This window comes from Variovorax sp. AC103, from assembly GCF_979254005.1.
The window spans coordinates 15,797-32,047 of record NZ_CEEDFC010000004.1 but is presented as its reverse complement, the minus strand read 5'-3'; the positions used below and the strand labels follow the sequence as shown (position 1 = coordinate 32,047).

At 68.6% G+C, this 16,251-nt stretch carries 15 protein-coding genes and 1 riboswitch; of the genes, 3 read left to right on the top strand and 12 right to left on the bottom strand.

Annotation, left to right across the window (positions count from 1 at the left end; translation table 11 throughout):
• Window positions 1-2 precede the first annotated feature (2 nt).
• The 5 genes from cobW to AC0IYU_RS06730 all read right to left on the bottom strand — a co-directional run bounded on the left by cobW (window position 3) and on the right by AC0IYU_RS06730 (window position 6,381).
• A complete protein-coding gene (cobW, locus tag AC0IYU_RS06750; RefSeq protein ID WP_472114426.1) occupies window positions 3-1,070 on the bottom strand; it encodes a cobalamin biosynthesis protein CobW in 1,068 nt (355 codons plus the stop codon).
• Between the two features lie 124 nt (window positions 1,071-1,194).
• Window positions 1,195-1,872, bottom strand: a complete 678-nt coding sequence (locus tag AC0IYU_RS06745) for an energy-coupling factor ABC transporter permease (RefSeq protein ID WP_472114423.1) — start codon at window positions 1,870-1,872, stop codon at window positions 1,195-1,197.
• Window positions 1,873-1,919: 47 nt separating this feature from the next.
• On the bottom strand, window positions 1,920-3,455 hold the full coding sequence (locus AC0IYU_RS06740; protein ID WP_472114421.1) for a PepSY domain-containing protein: 1,536 nt from the start codon (window positions 3,453-3,455) through the stop codon (window positions 1,920-1,922).
• A gap of 20 nt (window positions 3,456-3,475) precedes the next feature.
• Complete coding sequence (locus tag AC0IYU_RS06735; RefSeq protein WP_472114418.1) at window positions 3,476-5,644, bottom strand: TonB-dependent receptor; 2,169 nt, start codon at window positions 5,642-5,644, stop codon at window positions 3,476-3,478.
• Between the two features lie 177 nt (window positions 5,645-5,821).
• A riboswitch (cobalamin riboswitch) is annotated at window positions 5,822-6,098 on the bottom strand.
• A gap of 37 nt (window positions 6,099-6,135) precedes the next feature.
• Window positions 6,136-6,381, bottom strand: coding sequence for a hypothetical protein (locus AC0IYU_RS06730; RefSeq protein WP_472114415.1), 246 nt, complete (start codon window positions 6,379-6,381; stop codon window positions 6,136-6,138).
• 162 nt (window positions 6,382-6,543) lie between these two features.
• On the opposite strand from AC0IYU_RS06730, the gene AC0IYU_RS06725 reads away from it, so the two are divergent.
• The gene (locus tag AC0IYU_RS06725; protein WP_472114413.1) at window positions 6,544-6,948 is read left to right on the top strand and encodes a hypothetical protein; all 405 of its coding nucleotides are present in this window, start codon (window positions 6,544-6,546) and stop codon (window positions 6,946-6,948) included.
• A gap of 26 nt (window positions 6,949-6,974) precedes the next feature.
• On the opposite strand, the gene AC0IYU_RS06720 is transcribed toward AC0IYU_RS06725, so the two are convergent.
• From AC0IYU_RS06720 to phbB, 3 genes are all read right to left on the bottom strand, one after another.
• A complete protein-coding gene (locus AC0IYU_RS06720; protein ID WP_472114410.1) occupies window positions 6,975-8,681 on the bottom strand; it encodes a cation:proton antiporter domain-containing protein in 1,707 nt (568 codons plus the stop codon).
• Between the two features lie 175 nt (window positions 8,682-8,856).
• Window positions 8,857-10,200 carry a dicarboxylate/amino acid:cation symporter gene (locus tag AC0IYU_RS06715; protein ID WP_435484144.1) on the bottom strand — a complete coding sequence of 448 codons (1,344 nt, stop codon included), beginning with the start codon at window positions 10,198-10,200 and terminating at the stop codon, window positions 8,857-8,859.
• 125 nt (window positions 10,201-10,325) lie between these two features.
• The gene (phbB, locus tag AC0IYU_RS06710; RefSeq protein ID WP_472114407.1) at window positions 10,326-11,063 is read right to left on the bottom strand and encodes an acetoacetyl-CoA reductase; all 738 of its coding nucleotides are present in this window, start codon (window positions 11,061-11,063) and stop codon (window positions 10,326-10,328) included.
• Window positions 11,064-11,288: 225 nt separating this feature from the next.
• Between phbB and AC0IYU_RS06705 the strand changes: the two genes are divergently transcribed.
• Together AC0IYU_RS06705 and AC0IYU_RS06700 are read left to right on the top strand one after the other, a co-directional pair.
• Window positions 11,289-11,936, top strand: a complete 648-nt coding sequence (locus tag AC0IYU_RS06705; RefSeq protein WP_472114404.1) for a DJ-1/PfpI family protein — start codon at window positions 11,289-11,291, stop codon at window positions 11,934-11,936.
• On the top strand, window positions 11,933-12,457 hold the full coding sequence (locus AC0IYU_RS06700; RefSeq protein WP_472114401.1) for a CinA family protein: 525 nt from the start codon (window positions 11,933-11,935) through the stop codon (window positions 12,455-12,457). The genes AC0IYU_RS06705 and AC0IYU_RS06700 overlap by 4 nt, the downstream gene beginning before the upstream one ends.
• Here the strand turns inward: AC0IYU_RS06700 and AC0IYU_RS06695 are convergent.
• The 4 genes from AC0IYU_RS06695 to AC0IYU_RS06680 all read right to left on the bottom strand — a co-directional run bounded on the left by AC0IYU_RS06695 (window position 12,454) and on the right by AC0IYU_RS06680 (window position 16,245).
• Window positions 12,454-13,059: a hypothetical protein gene (locus AC0IYU_RS06695; protein WP_472114399.1), complete on the bottom strand. Its 606-nt coding sequence runs from the start codon at window positions 13,057-13,059 to the stop codon at window positions 12,454-12,456. The genes AC0IYU_RS06700 and AC0IYU_RS06695 overlap by 4 nt on opposite strands.
• 79 nt (window positions 13,060-13,138) lie before the next feature.
• A complete protein-coding gene (locus AC0IYU_RS06690) occupies window positions 13,139-14,152 on the bottom strand; it encodes a tripartite tricarboxylate transporter substrate-binding protein (RefSeq protein WP_472114396.1) in 1,014 nt (337 codons plus the stop codon).
• A gap of 42 nt (window positions 14,153-14,194) precedes the next feature.
• Window positions 14,195-15,067, bottom strand: a complete 873-nt coding sequence (locus AC0IYU_RS06685; RefSeq protein WP_472114394.1) for an HpcH/HpaI aldolase/citrate lyase family protein — start codon at window positions 15,065-15,067, stop codon at window positions 14,195-14,197.
• Window positions 15,064-16,245: a CaiB/BaiF CoA transferase family protein gene (locus AC0IYU_RS06680; RefSeq protein ID WP_472114391.1), complete on the bottom strand. Its 1,182-nt coding sequence runs from the start codon at window positions 16,243-16,245 to the stop codon at window positions 15,064-15,066. Before AC0IYU_RS06680 ends, AC0IYU_RS06685 begins: the two co-directional genes overlap by 4 nt.
• Window positions 16,246-16,251 lie beyond the last annotated feature (6 nt).

The window sequence follows — 16,251 nt, the reverse complement described above, 5'->3', positions numbered from 1 at the left end:
CGTCAGGCCGGGACCGCGCTCACCTCGTCGAGCGCCTTGCGCAGCAACGCCTCGTTCAGGTCTTCGCCGATGAACACGAGCCGGGTGCGCTGCGCCTCGCCATCGCGCCAGCGGCGGTCGAAGTGGTGGTCGAAGCGTCGGCCCACGCCCTGCACCAGCAGGCGCATCGGCTTGCCGGGAATGGCGACGAAGCCCTTCACGCGGTAGATGGTGTGCTGCTCGACCAGCTGGTTCAGCACGGCCAGCAGGCGGTCGCGGTCCACCGGCGGCAGCTCGATGACGAGCGAGTCGAACTCGTCGTGGTCGTGCTCTTCCTCGTGGTCGTGGTGGCTTTCGCGCAGGTGGATGGTGGCTTCGGCGGCGCGACCCTGGCCCAGCAGCAGCGCGAGCGGCAGCCGGCCTTCGGTGGCGGCGACGATCTTCACTTCGGGCGGCAGCTCTTCGCGCACCAGCGCCTCGACCTGCGCGCGCATGGCCTCGTCCATCAGGTCGGTCTTGTTCAGCACCACCAGGTCGGCGGCCGAGAGCTGGTCTTCGAACAGCTCGTGCAGCGGCGACTCGTGGTCGAGGTTGGGGTCGGCGCGGCGGGCTTCGTCAACGGCGGCGGGGTTTTCGGCGAACTGGCCCGAGGCGGCCGCCGGGCCGTCCACCACCGTGACCACCGAGTCGACCGTGAAGATGTTGGCGATGTCCGGCCACTGGAAGGCCTGCACCAGCGGCTTGGGCAACGCGAGGCCCGAGGTCTCGATGATCACCGCGTCGATGTCGCCGCGCCGCTCGGCCAGCTGCAGCATCACGGGCAGGAACTCTTCCTGCACGGTGCAGCAGACGCAGCCGTTGGCCAGCTCGTACAGCGCGCCTTCGCGCTCGTTGCCCTCATCGTCACAGCCGATGCCGCAACCGCGAAGAATTTCGCCGTCGATGCCCAGCTCGCCGAACTCGTTGACGATCACCGCGATGCGGCGGCCCTCGGCATTGCCCAGGATGTGGCGCAGCAGCGTGGTCTTGCCGCTGCCGAGGAAGCCCGTGACGATGGTGACGGGGATCTTGGCGTTGCTTGCTTGTGTCATGGGAGATGTTCTTTCAGCGGCCGGGGCAGCCAGATGGCGACCGTGGCCACCGCGATGAATGGCAGGAGCGCCCGCGGCACTTGCCGGGGGCGCTCCCGAAAAAAGAAGCGAGAGGCCTGGCGATTCAGGCGGCGCTGTACAGCCGGCGCTCGACGAAGGCAGTTCCCTGCAGGCGGCGCCAGCCCTTGGCCGCCGCCAGCACGCCCAGGTCGACCAGCGGCTCGACCAGCACAACGGTCATGTAGGCCGCGCCGAAGCTGGCGATCTGGCTGAGATTCTCGAGCCCCGTGCCGCGCCCGAAGAGCGCCCAGAAGCCGACCCACACCACGATGCCGCCCTGGTAGGCCACCGACAGCTTGAAGGCCTGCTGGTAGCTGAGGTCCACATAGGCCACGTTTTTGGGAACGATTCGCTGCGCCAATGCGGCCGTTGCGAACAGGGGCACCAGCAAGGTGGTGACGTTCATGCCGAACTGGGGAATGTCCTGCGGCTCGAAGAACAGGCCCTGGATGAGCAGCCCGCCTGCCAGGCCGATGGCCGCAGGCGCCAGGCCGAAGACCAGCAGCAGCGTCGTGCCGAGGATCAGGTGCACCTCCGACACACCCACCGGGTGGTGCGGCAGCACCTCGAAGAAGCAGAACACCAGCGCCACGGCAATGGCCGAGCGCAGCACCAGGGCGGCAGGGCCGTCCTTCATGAGGGTGTCGAAGGCCACCTTGCCTGTGTAGGCCAGCGCGGCGGCGGCCGTCGCGTAGCTGAGAAAAATCTTGGATCCGTCAACGAGACCTGGTTCGATGTGCATCGAGCACCTCCTGAAAATGCACCGCAGTGCGAAAGTTGATTGTTGGTTCAGGGGCTGGCTTGCGCAAGCCCCTTCGAGGCAGTCGCCCGCCCCGGCTTGCGCCGCAGCCGGCGCCAGCCGATCACCACGCCGCTGGCCGAGGCCACCGCGCCGACGATGGACAGCAGCCACACCACGAAGTCCCAGGCCGGCCGGTACCGGATGAGCCAGGGAAAGTCGAGGCTGTGCGCGGCATTGAACAGCCAGCGCCGCAGGCGCGAACTGCTGTCGTTGCTGCCCGCGACCTGGCCGCTGGCGGCGTCCACGTAGACCCAGGTGCGCGCCGGGTCGTCGAATTGCAGGCGCCACACGGGCAGCACGCGCTCACGGTGGTGGCCGTACCAGTGGAAGTCTTCGCGGGTCTGCAGCACGGCCTGCGTCACGGCGGCGCCGGGCCGCAGGCGGGCGGCGGCACGCAGGAGGTCTGGCTTGCCGATGACGGCCGGCGCGCCGCTGGCAGCATCGACCACGCGCACGCGCGCCTTCGCGTCGCGCAACTGCAGCAGCGGCTTGCCGTCGAACCACAGCAGCACGGCCTCGCGCGGTGCGCTCTCGCCCTCGCCCGACGGCAACGAGGCCGGCGGCCACGGGAACGGCGCCGTACCGGCCCCGGTGTAGCGCGCCATGGCGGCCGCATCGAGCGGCCCGCGCTGGAACCAGCCGTTGGGGTTCATCGAGAGCCAGCCGCTGATGATCCACGTCAGCACGAAGAAACCGCCGATCAGCCCGGCGATGTGGTGCCAGGCCATCCATCCCGCGTAAGGCGTGACCGCCCCGTTGCGGAACCTGCGCCGCACACGCACCCGCAGGATGCCGATGACCATGCCCGTCACGGCCGAGACGATGCACGCCGCCGACAGCCACACCACCACGTCGTGCCACAGCGGCGGATCGGCGCGCAGCGGAGTGAAGTAGATCCAGTGCGGCACCGAGCCCAGCCAGTTCCAGAAGCGCTCCGGGCGCGTGGTGTCGCGCACCACCTCGCCGTTGCGCTGCGACACGTACAGCTCCGTGCCGGCCGCGTCGTTCACCTCGATGCGGTGCAGCGGACGCAGCGGGTTCAGGCCCTGCGGCACGGTCCACTGGTCGCGCTCCAGCGTCTCGGCCCAGCGCGCACCGGCATGGCCGGAGAAGGCGCGTGCGATGGCCTCGGCCTGCGCGGCATCGACCGGGCCGTGCACATGGCCATCGCGCGCCGACACGGTGTGCCGGCCGCCGCGCGCATCGACGATGCGCCAGACCGGCCCGGCGTCGATGCCGCCCTGCATCTCCAGCCCCATGCGCCGCGGGGGCTGCGCGCGCACGTCCTGCGGCAGCGCCTGCAGCGCTGCTGCGGGCGATACCTGCGCCTGCCCGAAGCGCAACGGTGCGAGCCCTGCCAGCCGTTCCTGGTCCGTAAGGCTGGGGTACCCCACGTACATCATCACCACGCCCGAGGCGAACCACATGACGAACAGCAGGCAGCCGCCGATGCCCAGCCACCGGTGCGTCCAGTAGAGCCAGTGCCGCACGCGCGGCCAGGCGCGGCGCCATGCGGAGGTCATGCCGGAATTCATGCCGGATTTCAGAAGTCGACCAGCGCCGACAGCTCGAACGAGCGCGGCCGGCCCAGCAGCCACTGGTTGCCGCCGTTCGAGAACGACACCGGGTACTTGCGGTCAGCAAGGTTGTAGGCCCGCAGCGCCAGCTTGAGCGACGGGTTCGCCTGCCAGCTCACCGAGGCGTCGGCCACGGTGTACGAACCGATCCTGCGCGTGTTGGCCGCATCGACCTGGCGCGGGCCGACGTAGCGCACGCCGAAGGCGGCCTCCCACTGCGGCAGGAAGCGCCAGCCGAGCCACAGGTTGGCCGCCTCTTCGGGCACGCCGTTGGGCGTGTTGCCCGCGCGCGAGACCAGGCGGCCGTTCACGACCTCGTTGAAGTCCTCGTAGCGCGCGCGCAGCTTGGCCATGTTGGCTTCGAGCCGCAGCGTGGAGGTGAGCGCCAGGTCGAGCGTGGCTTCCAGGCCCTCGGACGACTGCTTGCCGACCTGCTGCGTCTTGTTCGGGTCGTTGGCGTCGCGCGAGAGCAGCTTGTTCTTCTCGATGCGGTAGGCCGCCACGGTCCATGCGCCGCGGCTGTCGGACAGCTGGCGCTTGTAGCCGACCTCCACCTGCCTGCCGGTGCTCAGCTCGAACGGAACCTGCGCGGCCGAAGTGCTGATCAGCGAGGTCAGCGGGTCGGCCGCGCGCGCCACCTGCGCGTAGTACGACTGCGACGCATCGGGCGCGTACACCACGCCGAGGCGGCCGGTGGCGTACTCGAAGGTCTTGCCCAGGTTGTTGGCGGCGTTCTGCAGGTCGGTGCGCGCGACCTTGGCGTGGTCCCAGCGCAGGCTGCCCACCACCGACCATTGCTCGTCGAAGGCCAGCTTGTCTTCGGTGAAGAAGGCGTAGGTGTCGGTCTTGGTCTTGTAGCGCGGCGTGTAGGCCACGGGCGAGGCGTAGTAGCCGGGGTTGAACACGAACGGGTCGATCACCGAGCGCCCGCCGTAAGGCGAGTCGTTGCTGTGCTGGAAGTCGATGCGGTTCACGTCGAAGCCCGCCAGCACCTGGTTGGCCAGCCCGAACACGCTGTGCTTGAAGGTCGCGTCGGTGCGGTTGCCGATCTGCTCCTGGTCGTGGCCGATCTCCAGGTAGTCGCCGCGCGTCACGCGGCGCGTGGTGGCGTTGAAGGTGTAGGTCTCGCTGTTGCGCCAGTGGCGCTTGCTCTCCAGGCGGTAGAGCTGGTTGCGCACGGTGACGGCGCCGTTCGGCGTCCACTGCGCGTCGAGCCGGGTCCACTTGTCGCGGTACTTGATTTCGGCGTCGTCCAGGTTGTAGTTCTGGCGCAGGGTCTGGCTGTTCAGGCGCCCGTCGATCAGCGGCACGCCGTAGTAGCGCTGCGGGGTCTGTCGGCCTTCGTCGTGCGAGAGCGTGAACTGCAGCTGCGGCGACACGTCCAGCCGCACGGCCGCGCCCACGGCCAGGCTCTCGGCCTCGCCGCGCTGCATGAAGCCGTCGGTGGTGCGGTGGCTGATGTCGAAGCGGTACGACAGCTTGTCGTTGATGGCTCCCCCGCTGCCGAAGGCCGCCTGGCGGGTGGCGTCGGAGCCCAGCGTGAGCAGCGCCTCGTTCCGGATGGGCCCGCGCGTGGGCTTCTTGGGCACCACGTTGATGGCGCCGCCGATGGCGCCTTCGCCGTACATCACCGAGGCCGCGCCTCGCAGCACTTCGATGCGGTCGACCGACCAGGTGTCGAACGGAAAGGTGACGGTGCCGGCGCCCGCATACAGGCGCGTGCCGTCGAACAGCTGCATCACCGAGCCGTGGCCCGTGAAGCCGCGCGCCGCCATCGCGGTGCCGCCGTTGCCGGGTCCGGGCGAGCCGGTGATGCCCGTGGCACGGGTGGCCGCGTCGACGACCGACACGTCGCCGCGCGCGCGGATGGTGTCGCCCGTCAGCACCTCGATGCTGGCCGGCGTTTCCAGCGGCGTGAGCCCGAGCCGGCTGCCGGTGGACGTGGGCTCGTCGATGGCCAGCGGGGATTGCCGGTCGGCCTCGATCCGTACCGGGTTCAGGGATGGGCTCTGGCTGGCGTCGGCCGATTCAGCCGGCTGCGCAAGGGAAACGCAAGGCCCGAAGGCCAGGCCCAACCCCAGTGACAGACCTGACAGGCCTGAAAGACCCGACAGCCGCGCCCGACGAAACGGCACGCGCGTACCCATGCCCGGGCGACTTCGCGCCCGTGTTGCTCGACTCATTTAGCTTCTCCTCCGGCCTGCGTCCCCGCAGGCTCACGACCGATGAAGGACGCGACGGGAGAGGCGAAAGGGCTGCCACGGTGAGCGCAAGCGCGAAGCGGCAGGCCCGGACACGCACTCCCGCTGCGTCCGAAGGCGGTTGCGAAGGCCGGTATCCGGGCTCGCGGAGCGCCGCTGTGTGCCGAATGGAGCACACGACGACAGAAACCCTCGCCTTCCCACGCCGAAGCGCAGTGACTGCCGAGCCTTCAAGAAAGAGGCTCGCGCGTGAGGATTTCCAGATCCGCTGACCGTTGCGGGGGCAGCGCAGGCTTTGACGCGTCTTCAACGACGCGGCGCACCTGCTTCCCGTTTAACCCCAGGGCCATGCGACATGGACCCGGGGCACCTTCGAACCGTGGTTGGGTGCAGTTATAAAAAGTTAACGCACCGAACCGGCGGGATTATAGGGAGCCGGGCGTGCCGTCGGGCCCGAACAGCCGCCGCATCATGGCCACGCCGGCCGCCAGCGCGTTCGAGTAGCTCGGATACGGCCGGAGCGCCGCTTCGAGGGGCAGATACACATGGGTGCGCTCGCCCGGCGCGCCGGTCACCTCGGCGGGGTCGGCCGCTGCTTCCATCAGCAGCCAATAGAACTCGCCGACCTCCAGCTCGTGGATGGTGAGCGCGATGTTCCTGGGCGAGGGCATTGGGCGGTATGAAAAGGGGCTGAGTGTTGAATGCCTGGAGGACGCGAGCCGTTGACAGCTCCCGGGCTTCTCCTACAGAGCACACCGGTGGGTCGGCCTACTGTTTTACATGCAACCCGTCAGCGGGTCCTTGTTCTTTGCAAAACCTTCCCAGGAGGCGACATGAAACCCTTCAGCCTTGACCCGAGCATGCGGGCGACCATCGGCGGCGCGTTCTATCCCACGGGCTACTCGATGGTGATGTTCGCCAAGCTGGAAGACGCCAGCCGCGTCGGCCAGCAGCTGATCGACAACGGCATGAGCGGCGACGACATCTTCCTGCTGCCGCCGAAGGCCGTGCTGTCGCAGATCACGCCGACCGTCGAACTCGCCGACGACCCGTTGCCCTCCGCCGGCACCGAAGGCGCCACGGTGCGTGCGTATACCAAGCTTGCGCAGGAAGGCCATGCCGCGCTGCTGGTCAAGACCGACGACCGCGAAACCGCCGACAAGCTGATGGAGGCGGTGCGCACCGTGCCCTATGCCATGGCGCAGCGCTACCGCACCCTGGTCATCGAAGACCTCTGAACCCGGCGCGCGGGTGGGCGTGAGCCTCAGCCCGGCACGGCCATCGACACGGCGCGCTGGACCACGTCACGGGCCATGGCCTGTGCCAGTTCGTGTTCGCCGAGGAACACGGTGGCCGAGGTTTCCTGCGTGAGCAGGCGTGCCTCCTGCTCGTTGTGACTGCGGATCACGGTCTGGATCGTGGGGTTGAGCGTGCGCGCGGTTTCCATCATCTGGCGCACGTTGATGGCGTCGGGCGTGGCCACCACCAGCACCCGGGCGCGCGCAATGTGCGCCTGGATCAGCACCGCCGGATCGGCCGCATCGCCCCACACGGCCGGGGTGCCGGCCTCGCGCAGTTTTTCGACCAGCTCGCGGTTCTGCTCGGCCACCACGTAGGGAATGTCGTGCGCGTCGAGTTCCTGCGCAATGCGCCGGCCGACCCGGCCGTAGCCCACCAGCACCACCTGCCGCGACAGGTACTTGGCCTCGGTGGTGAGGGGCAGCTCGGCCAGCGGGTCGTCGCGCGACTCCAGCCCCCGGGCGAACGACGAATGGGCGTGCAGCCACTTCTGTATGGGCACGATCAGGCTGAACCACAGCGGATTGGTGGCAATGGAAATGAGCGCGCCCGCCAGCACCAGGCTCTGCCCTTCCACCGGAAGCAGCCCGAGCGACACGCCCAGCCCGGCCAGGATGAACGAGAACTCGCCGATCTGCGCCAGGCTGGCACTGACGGTGAGCGCCGTGCCCAGCGGGTAGCGAAACACCAGCACCAGCGCGCAGGCCGCAAGCGACTTGCCCAGCACGATGACCAGCACCACCGCCAGCACCTGCAGGGGCCGCTCGATCAGCACCGAGGGGTCGAACAGCATGCCGACCGACACGAAGAACAGCACGGCGAAAGCGTCGCGCAGCGGCAGCGACTCCTGCGCGGCGCGGTGGCTGAATTCGGACTCGCGCATGACCATGCCGGCGAAGAAGGCGCCCAGCGCGAACGACACGCCGAACAGCGCCGCCGAGGCAAAGGCAATGCTCACGGCCGCGGCCACCACGCACAGCGTGAACAGCTCGCGCGAGCCGGTGCGCGTGACCTGCCAAAGAATCCAGGGGAACACGCGCCGCCCGACGACGAGCATCAGCGCCACGAAGCCACCGACCTGCAGCAGGGTGAGGCCCAGGGTTTGCCACAGCGGATCGGCCGGGCCGGACTGGGCGCTCTGCCCGCCCAGGGTGCCGGCCAGCGGCGGCATGAGGACCAGCACCAGCACCATGGCCAGGTCTTCGACCACGAGCCAGCCGATGGCGATGCGCCCGGTGAATGAATCGAGAATGCCCAGGCTTTCCAGGGCACGCAGCAGCACCACGGTGCTGGCCACCGACAGCGCGAGCCCGAACACCAGCGCCTGGCCCCAGCTCCAGCCCCACCACAGGGCGAGCCCTCCGCCGAGCAGGGTGGCGACGGCGATCTGCGCGAGCGCGCCGGGCAGCGCGATCTTGCGCACGGCGAGCAGGTCGTCCAGGGAAAAATGCAGGCCCACGCCGAACATGAGCAGCATGACGCCGATTTCGGCCAGCTGCGCCGCAATGCTCGCGTCGGCCACGAAGCCGGGTGTGAAGGGGCCGATGATCACGCCGGCGAGCAGGTAGCCGACGAGCGCGGGCAGCCGCAGCCGGGCCGCCAGGAACCCGAACACGAGCGCCAGCCCGAGCCCGGCGGCGATCGTGTTGATGAGGGAAACGCTGTGGGGCATCGCTGCATTTTGCAGGAACGATGTCTACCCCTTCGTGTCAGCCGGCCATCCTGCAGACTGTGCCGGTCGTTGTGTTACGCCGTGCCAAGCGGCGTTATTTGAGGCGTTGCTGTTCGGGGCGGGTGCACAGCCCGCCGGGTGCTCCCTGCCCCCGCATCCGCGGCGACCTTCAGTCTCAGACGGACATCTTGCTGGTCCGAGCCGCTTCGATCGCCTCGGGGTCCTGCGCCTCGACCCAGGTCTCGTTGTTGAGCACCGCGTGCAACCGTTTTTCGTCGAGCTCGTTGGTCCACTTGGCCACCACGAGGGTCGCCACGCCGTTGCCGATCAGGTTGGTCAGCGCGCGCGCCTCCGACATGAAACGGTCGATGCCCAGGATGAGCGCCAACCCGGCCACCGGCACGTGCCCCACCGCCGACAGCGTGGCCGCCAGCACGATGAACCCGCTGCCCGTGACACCCGCCGCGCCCTTCGAGGTGAGCAGCAGCACGGCCAGCAGCGTGATCTCCTGCACCAGCGTCATGTGCGTGTTGGTGGCCTGCGCAATGAACACCGCCGCCATCGTCAGGTAGATCGAGGTGCCGTCCAGGTTGAACGAGTAGCCCGTGGGAATGACCAGGCCCACCGTGGTCTTGTTCGCGCCCGCGTTCTCCATCTTCTCCATCATGCGCGGCAGCACCGACTCGCTGGACGAGGTGCCCAGCACGATGAGCAGCTCTTCCTTGATGTACTTGATGAACTTCCAGATGCTGAAGCCGTGGAACCTGGCAATGAGCCCCAGCACCACGAAGATGAACAGCAGGCACGTCAGGTAGAACGTGCCCATCAGCTTGCCCAGCGAGAACAGGCTGCCCAGGCCGTACTTGCCGATGGTGAAGGCCATGGCGCCGAAGGCACCGATGGGGGCCAGCTTCATGATGTAGTTGACGATGCCGAAGAGCACGTGCGAGCCCTTCTCGATCACGTCGAACACCAGCGTGCCGCGCCCGCCGAAGCGGTGCAGCGCAAAGCCGAACAGCACGGCAATCAGCAGCACCTGCAGGATCTCGCCCTTGGCAAAGGCATCGACCAGCGTGTTGGGGATGATGTTCAGGATGAAGTCGACCGTGCCGGTCATCTTGCCCGGGCCGGTGTACGAGGCAATCGACTTGGTGTCCAGGGTGGCGGGGTCGACGTTCATGCCGGCGCCGGGCTGCAGCACGTTGACCAGCACCAGGCCGACGACCAGCGCAACGCTGCTCACCACCTCGAAATACAGCAGCGCCAGGCCGCCGGTCTTGCCGACCTTCTTCATGTCTTCCATGCCGGCGATGCCCACCACCACCGTGCAGAAGATGATGGGCGCAATGATCATCTTGATCAGCTTGATGAAGCCGTCGCCCAGCGGCTTCATCGCCTCCCCTGCCGCCGGGTAGAAGTGGCCGAGCAGCACGCCGATGATCACCGCGGTGATCACCTGCACGTAGAGGGAGCGATAGATCGGGAGCTTTTTGGCAGGTGTACTTGTTGTGTTTTCCATGGATGCCTCCGGAGGGTTCAAGACTGTAGAGAGCGATTGGGCCGCTTTCCATTCGTAGAAGCCACATTCCCTGAACAAAAAAACCCGCCGAGGCGGGTTCTTTCTTCAGGTGGCAGTCAGCATGCTCAGTGCATGTGCAGGCCGCCGTTGACCGAGAAGTCGGCCCCGGTGCTGTAGCCGCCTTCGTCCGTGGCGAGCCACGAGATGATCGAGGCGATTTCGCTCGGCTCGCCCAGGCGCTTGACCGGGATGGTGGCCACGATCTTGTCGAGCACTTCCTGGCGGATCGCCTTGACCATGTCGGTGCCGATGTAGCCCGGGCTCACGGTGTTCACCGTCACGCCCTTGGCGGCCAGTTCCTGCGCCAGCGCCATGGTGAAACCGTGCATGCCGGCCTTGGCGGCCGAATAGTTGGTCTGGCCGGCCTGGCCCTTGGCGCCGTTGACCGAGCTGATGTTGATGATGCGGCCCCAGCCCTTTTCGACCATGTCGCCCACCACCTGCTTGGTGACGTTGAACATGCTGTTGAGGTTGGTCTCGATGACAGCGCTCCAGTCCTCGGGCGTCATCTTGAGGAACATGCGGTCGCGCGTGATGCCGGCGTTGTTGACCAGCACGTCGATGGCGCCGTGCGCCGCCTTGGCGGCGGAGAAGGCCTCGACGGTGGATTGCCAGTCGCCCACATTGCCGACCGACGCGTGGAAGTCGAAACCTTCGGCTTTCTGTTCGGCAAGCCATTTGGCGTGGTCACGGGTAGGGCCGCAACCGGCAACCACGGTGAAACCGTCCTTGTGCAGACGCTGGCAGATGGCTGTTCCGATGCCACCCATGCCCCCGGTGACATATGCAACTTTCTTGCTCATAAGATTTCCTTGATGTGTACGTAGCAAAAGCCTGAACGGCCGCCTTCACTCTAGCGAGTTTCAAGCCACGCCCCTCTGAGGAAAACACTGAGCCAAGCTTGCAACCAGCTGTCACGAAGCGGCCTTCGCGAGCAGGCTCTATCCTCGCATCTCCAGCATGCCCGCACGCGCTGCGCACTCTTGCGCGGGGCCCCGCACACCCGGCACACCCAGGAGTTCTAAAGTATGAGTTTCGGCATCATCGTCTTCCCCGAGGTCGAGGAACTCGACTTCGTCGGCCCGTGGGAAATGCTCACCATGTGGAGCAAGCTGGCCGGCGGCCCGGCCCCATGCCTGATCGTGGCCGAGAAGCGGGAACCGGTGGTCTGCGCCAAGGGGCTGTCCATCAACCCGCACGTGTCCTTTGCCGAGTGTCCGCCGCTCGACTACCTGCTCGTGCCCGGCGGCATGGGCACCCGCCGCGAGGTCGACAACCCCGCGATGACCGGCTTCCTGGCGGAGCGCGCGCCCGGCTGCAAGGCCCTGCTCTCGGTGTGCACCGGCGCCTTCGTGCTGCACGCGGCCGGCCTGCTCTCGGGCAGGACCGCCACCACCCACTGGGGATCGCTCGACCGCTTGCGCGCGCTGGGCGACGTGAAGGTGTTCGAACAGCGCTTCGTGCAGGACGGTAATGTCTGGACTTCCGCGGGGGTATCGGCCGGTACCGACCTGATGCTGGCCTTCATCGCCCACACCGCCGGCGAGGAAGCGGCCGCCAAGGTGCAGCTGCAGTCCGAGTACTACCCGGCGGACACCGTGTACGGCAGCACGGCCAGCCATGCGCGCGCACCGGCGTACGTGAAGCGGCCCGGCACCCCGTTCAAGACGCCATGAGCGCCGTACCGGTTCCTGAACCGCTGGCCGTGCTGGCCGCGCGCGTCGGCGAAACGCTGCGCGCGCGGGGGCAAACGGTGGCGGTGGTCGAATCGTCGGCCGGCGGCCTGGTGTCGGCCGCCCTGCTCGCAGTGCCGGGTGCCTCGGCGTACTTTCGCGGCGGCGCGGTCGTGTACTCGCGCCGCGCCGGGCGGGCCCTGCTGGGCCTGACCGCCGAGGACATGACCGGCATGCGCGGCGAAACCGAGCCTTACGCCCGCCTGGTCGCCGGCCGCGTGCGCGACACGCACCACACGACCTGGGGCATCGCCGAGAGCGGCGCGGCCGGCCCGGTCGGCAGCCCGTATGGCGACGCGCCGGGGCATGTGTGCCTGGCCATCGTGGGTGCGGTCACGGTGAGCCGCACCATCGAAAACGGCGACACCGACCGGCCGCGCAACATGGACATGTTTGCGCGGCAACTGCTCGCGCTGTTCGAAGAAACGCTGGCGGCAGAGGCACCGCCCTCGTCATCCACCTAGTTCAGCCGCAGCCCTTCGCCGGCCCAGTCCCGCACGCGGCGCTGGCAGGCGGCGATCCATGCGCCGAGCTCCTTGCCCTTGCGTTCCGGCGCGTTCGCCACCAGGCCGTCGGGGTGGCGCAAGCCCGCCGCATAGCGCCTTTGCGCGTCTTCGCTTGCCGGCACGAAGCCACCGTGCGTGCGCGAGAACTCGTCGAACTGCGCATCCCACGCATGGAAGACGAGGTTGTACCGCGGGTCTTCGGCGTCCTCGTCATAGCCCTCGAGGTCCTGCTTCAAAGGCTTGCGCCCGCCGAAGCCTGGTACCGGCGAGCGCAGCGCGGTCCATGCCATGCGGCCGTCGGCCGAGAAGCGCACAACGAGAAGGCCGGGCTCCCACTCCACGCACCAGAGCAGGTCATCGCCGTCCAGCACATAGCTGAATCGCGCGCCGGTGTGCAGGATCATGGCCGGGCCGTCGAGGTAGGTCTCGTCGTCCAGCGCTTGAAAGGTGGGCACCACGCGCTCGCGGAGAAAGCGCGCGTCGTCCTCGGACACCGGCGCCGTGTGCATCACTTCGCGGCCCTGTTCGTCCTCCACGAAGATGGCGTACTGGTATTGCATCGGGCTGTTCTGCACCGTCTCTCCCCCCAAAAGGCGCCAGTTTAGTGGCGCCTTTTCGACTTTTCGCAGGCTCGGAAGATCAGTCCGCCTGCACGCCCGCCGCGCGGATCACCTTGCCCCACTTCTCCACCTCCGCCGCGAGGTGGGTGCGCAGGCTTTCCGGGGTCTGCTTGTCCAGCGGCACGATTTCCGAGCTGAGTTCGGCCAGGCGGTGCTTGACCATGTCGTCCTGCAGGCCGGCGCGCAAGGCCGCGTTCAGCTTCTCGAGCACGGCCGGCGGCGTGCCCTTGGGCGCATACACGCCGTGCCACACCCGCACGTCGAAGCCCTTCAAGCCCTGCTCGTCCAGCGTCGGAATGCCGGGCATGCTCGACAGCCGCTGGGGCGTGGTCACGCCGAACACCTTCACGCGGTTGCCGTCCTTGATGACCGGCGCAGTCTGCGTGGTCTGGTCGCACAGCAGGTCGACCTGCCCGCCCATCAGGTCGTTCAGCGCCGGGCCCGCGCCCTTGTACGGCACGGTCGTCAGCTGCACGCCGATCTGGTTCATGAAGAGCAGGCCGCACAACTGCGACACCGCGCCCACGCCCGCGTTGGCCAGCGTGACCTTGTCCTTGTTGGCCTTCACGTAGGCCAGCAGCTCGGGGTAGGTGCTGGCGGGAAAGTCCTTGCGCGAGAGCAGCGTCATCGGCACGTCGAGCACCTGGCCGATGTACTCGAAGTCCTTGAGCGGGTCGTAGTTGAGCTTCTTGTAGAGCGCGGGCGCGGTGGCCATGCCCATGTGGTGGATCAGGATGGTGTAGCCGTTGGGCGCCGCGCGGGCCACGCGCGCCGGCGCGATGGTGCCGCCCGCGCCCACCGTGTTCTCGACGATCACCGTCTGCCCCAGCGACTTGCCCATGGGAATGGCGAGCATGCGCGCCACCACGTCGGTGGGGCCGCCGGCGGAGTAAGGCACGACCATGACGATGGGTTTGTCGGGCCAGGCGGCCTGCGCCGCCGCCGGCATTTGCGCTTGCGCGGCCAGCAGGCAGGCGCCCACCGAGGCGGCGATCAGGGTCTTGAATTTCCGGCTCTTCCTGGTTGCGGTCATCTCTTTGTCTCCTATGGTCATGGGTGTTCGTCAGGGGTCCGCTCAGGGCACCTCTTGGGTATCGAGTGCCAGCAGGCGCTCGGCCAGCCGCACCACCGGCGCGTCGACCATGCGCCCGTCGAGGCTGACCACGCCGCCGCCGCCGGAGGCGCGAACGGCGTCGATCACACGGCGCGCCCAGGCCAGTTCGGCGGCGCTCGGGCCGAGCGCGGCGTGCACCGGCGCGACCTGGTCCGGGTGGATGCACAGCTTGGCGCCGAAGCCGCCGCGCCGGGCGCGCGCGGTGTCGACGGCCAGCCGGTGCGGGTCGCGCCAGTCGGCGGTCACGCCGTCGATGGGCGTGGGCAAACCGGCGCGGCGCGTGGCCAGCAGCAGCGCGAGGCGCACCGGCACCAGCTCGGCTTCGTCCGCGTCGCAGGCCAGGCCCAGGTCGGCCTGGAAGTCGAGGTTGCCAAACGCCAGGCGCAGCACTTGCGGGCCGGCGGCCAGTGCGTCGGCCGCGTCCAGCCCCGCGGCCGATTCGATCAAGGGCACCAGCACGCCCTTCGGGCCGATGGCTTCGGCGATGCGCAACAGGTCGGCCCCGCGCTCGGCCTTGGGCAGCACGACGCCCGCGATCAGGCCCTGCGCCACCAGCGCGCCGGCCTGCACGCAGTCGTCGGCGTGCCACGGCGTGCCTGCCGCATTGATGCGCACCAGCAGGCGTTGCCGGTCCGCGGCGGGCAGCGCGGCGAACGAGGCTGCAAGCCCCTCGCGCGCCGTTGCCTTGCGCTCGGGCGCCACCGCGTCTTCCAGGTCGACGATCACGCCGCCCGCACCGGTGGCCAGCGCGCGGGCATGCCGCTCGGGCCGGTCGGCCGGCACGAACAGGAAGCTGCGCGCCAATGCCAGCAATGCCAGCGATGCCCGGCTCATACGGCTTTCGCCTCGCGCAGCGCGGCGATGTCCGCCTCGCTGCGGCCCAGGCCGCGCAGGATGGCGTCGGTGTGCTCGCCGACCGCCGGCACCGGGTCCATGCGGTAGTCGAACGCGCTCTGGCGGCCGGCCGGCAGCAAGGCCGGAATGTCCCCGGCGGGCGAGCCCACCTGCCGCCAGCGGTCGCGCGCCTTCAGTTGCGGATGCGCCCACAGGCCGGCCATGTCGTTCATGCGCGCGTTGGCGATCTGCGCCATGTCGAGCCGCTCCAGCACCTGCGCCGAGCTCAGCCCGGCGAAGGTCTCCACGATGATCGCGCGCAGGGCCTCCCGGTTCTCGTTGCGCCGCGCGTTGCTGTCGAAGCGCGCGTCGCTCGCGAGCCCCGCCTGCAGCAGCACCTTGTCGCAGAACCCGCGCCACTCGCGCTCGTTCTGCAGCCCCAGCATCACCGTGCCGCCGTCGCCCGCGGGGAACGGGCCGTAGGGGTAGATGGTGGCGTGCGAGGCGGCGCTGCGCGGCGGCGGCGGCGCGCCTTCGTAGGCGTAGTACATCGGGTAGCCCATCCACTCGGCGAGCGACTCGAGCATCGACACGTCGATGTGCGAGCCCTTGCCGGTCTTGCCGCGCTGCAGCAGCGCGGCCAGGACGCCGGTGTACGCGTACATGCCCGCCGCAATGTCGGCGATGGAGTTGCCCGACTTGCACGGATCGTCCGGCGTGCCCGTGACCGACAGGAAGCCCGCCTCGCTCTGGATCAGCAGGTCGTAGGCCTTCTTGTCGCGGTACGGGCCGTCGCCGCCGTAGCCCGAGATGTCGCACACGATGAGCCGCGGGTGCCTGGCCTGCAGTGCTTCGGCACCGAGCCCCATGCGCGCCGCGGCGCCAGGGGCCAGGTTCTGCACCAGCACGTCGGCATCGGCCAGCAGCTCCTGCAGCACCGCCAGCGCCGCGGGTTGCTTCAGGTCGAGCGTGAGGCTTTCCTTCGAGCGGTTCACCCACACGAAGTGCGAGGCCTCGCCGCCCACGCGGGCGTCGTAGGCGCGCGCGAAGTCGCCCACCTCGGGGCGCTCCACCTTGACCACGCGCGCACCCAGGTCGGCGAGCTGGCGGGTGCAGAACGGCGCGGCAATGGCGTGCTCCAGCGAGATGACGGTGATGCCGTCCAGGGGTCTTGTCATGTCCGT

Excerpts from the sequence above, each read along its gene's own strand:
- AC0IYU_RS06690 (WP_472114396.1), bottom strand. The coding sequence starts at position 14,152 with ATGACCGCAACCAGGAAGAGCCGGAAATTCAAGACCCTGATCGCCGCC.
- AC0IYU_RS06720 (WP_472114410.1), bottom strand. The coding sequence starts at position 8,681 with ATGCCCCACAGCGTTTCCCTCATCAACACGATCGCCGCCGGGCTCGGG.
- AC0IYU_RS06715 (WP_435484144.1), bottom strand. The coding sequence starts at position 10,200 with ATGGAAAACACAACAAGTACACCTGCCAAAAAGCTCCCGATCTATCGC.
- AC0IYU_RS06700 (WP_472114401.1), top strand. The coding sequence starts at position 11,933 with ATGAGCGCCGTACCGGTTCCTGAACCGCTGGCCGTGCTGGCCGCGCGC.
- AC0IYU_RS06740 (WP_472114421.1), bottom strand. The coding sequence starts at position 3,455 with ATGACCTCCGCATGGCGCCGCGCCTGGCCGCGCGTGCGGCACTGGCTC.
- phbB (WP_472114407.1), bottom strand. The coding sequence starts at position 11,063 with ATGAGCAAGAAAGTTGCATATGTCACCGGGGGCATGGGTGGCATCGGA.
- AC0IYU_RS06685 (WP_472114394.1), bottom strand. The coding sequence starts at position 15,067 with ATGAGCCGGGCATCGCTGGCATTGCTGGCATTGGCGCGCAGCTTCCTG.
- AC0IYU_RS06745 (WP_472114423.1), bottom strand. The coding sequence starts at position 1,872 with ATGCACATCGAACCAGGTCTCGTTGACGGATCCAAGATTTTTCTCAGC.
- AC0IYU_RS06705 (WP_472114404.1), top strand. The coding sequence starts at position 11,289 with ATGAGTTTCGGCATCATCGTCTTCCCCGAGGTCGAGGAACTCGACTTC.
- AC0IYU_RS06680 (WP_472114391.1), bottom strand. The coding sequence starts at position 16,245 with ATGACAAGACCCCTGGACGGCATCACCGTCATCTCGCTGGAGCACGCC.
- cobW (WP_472114426.1), bottom strand. The coding sequence starts at position 1,070 with ATGACACAAGCAAGCAACGCCAAGATCCCCGTCACCATCGTCACGGGC.
- AC0IYU_RS06730 (WP_472114415.1), bottom strand. The coding sequence starts at position 6,381 with ATGCCCTCGCCCAGGAACATCGCGCTCACCATCCACGAGCTGGAGGTC.
- AC0IYU_RS06725 (WP_472114413.1), top strand. The coding sequence starts at position 6,544 with ATGAAACCCTTCAGCCTTGACCCGAGCATGCGGGCGACCATCGGCGGC.
- AC0IYU_RS06695 (WP_472114399.1), bottom strand. The coding sequence starts at position 13,059 with ATGCAATACCAGTACGCCATCTTCGTGGAGGACGAACAGGGCCGCGAA.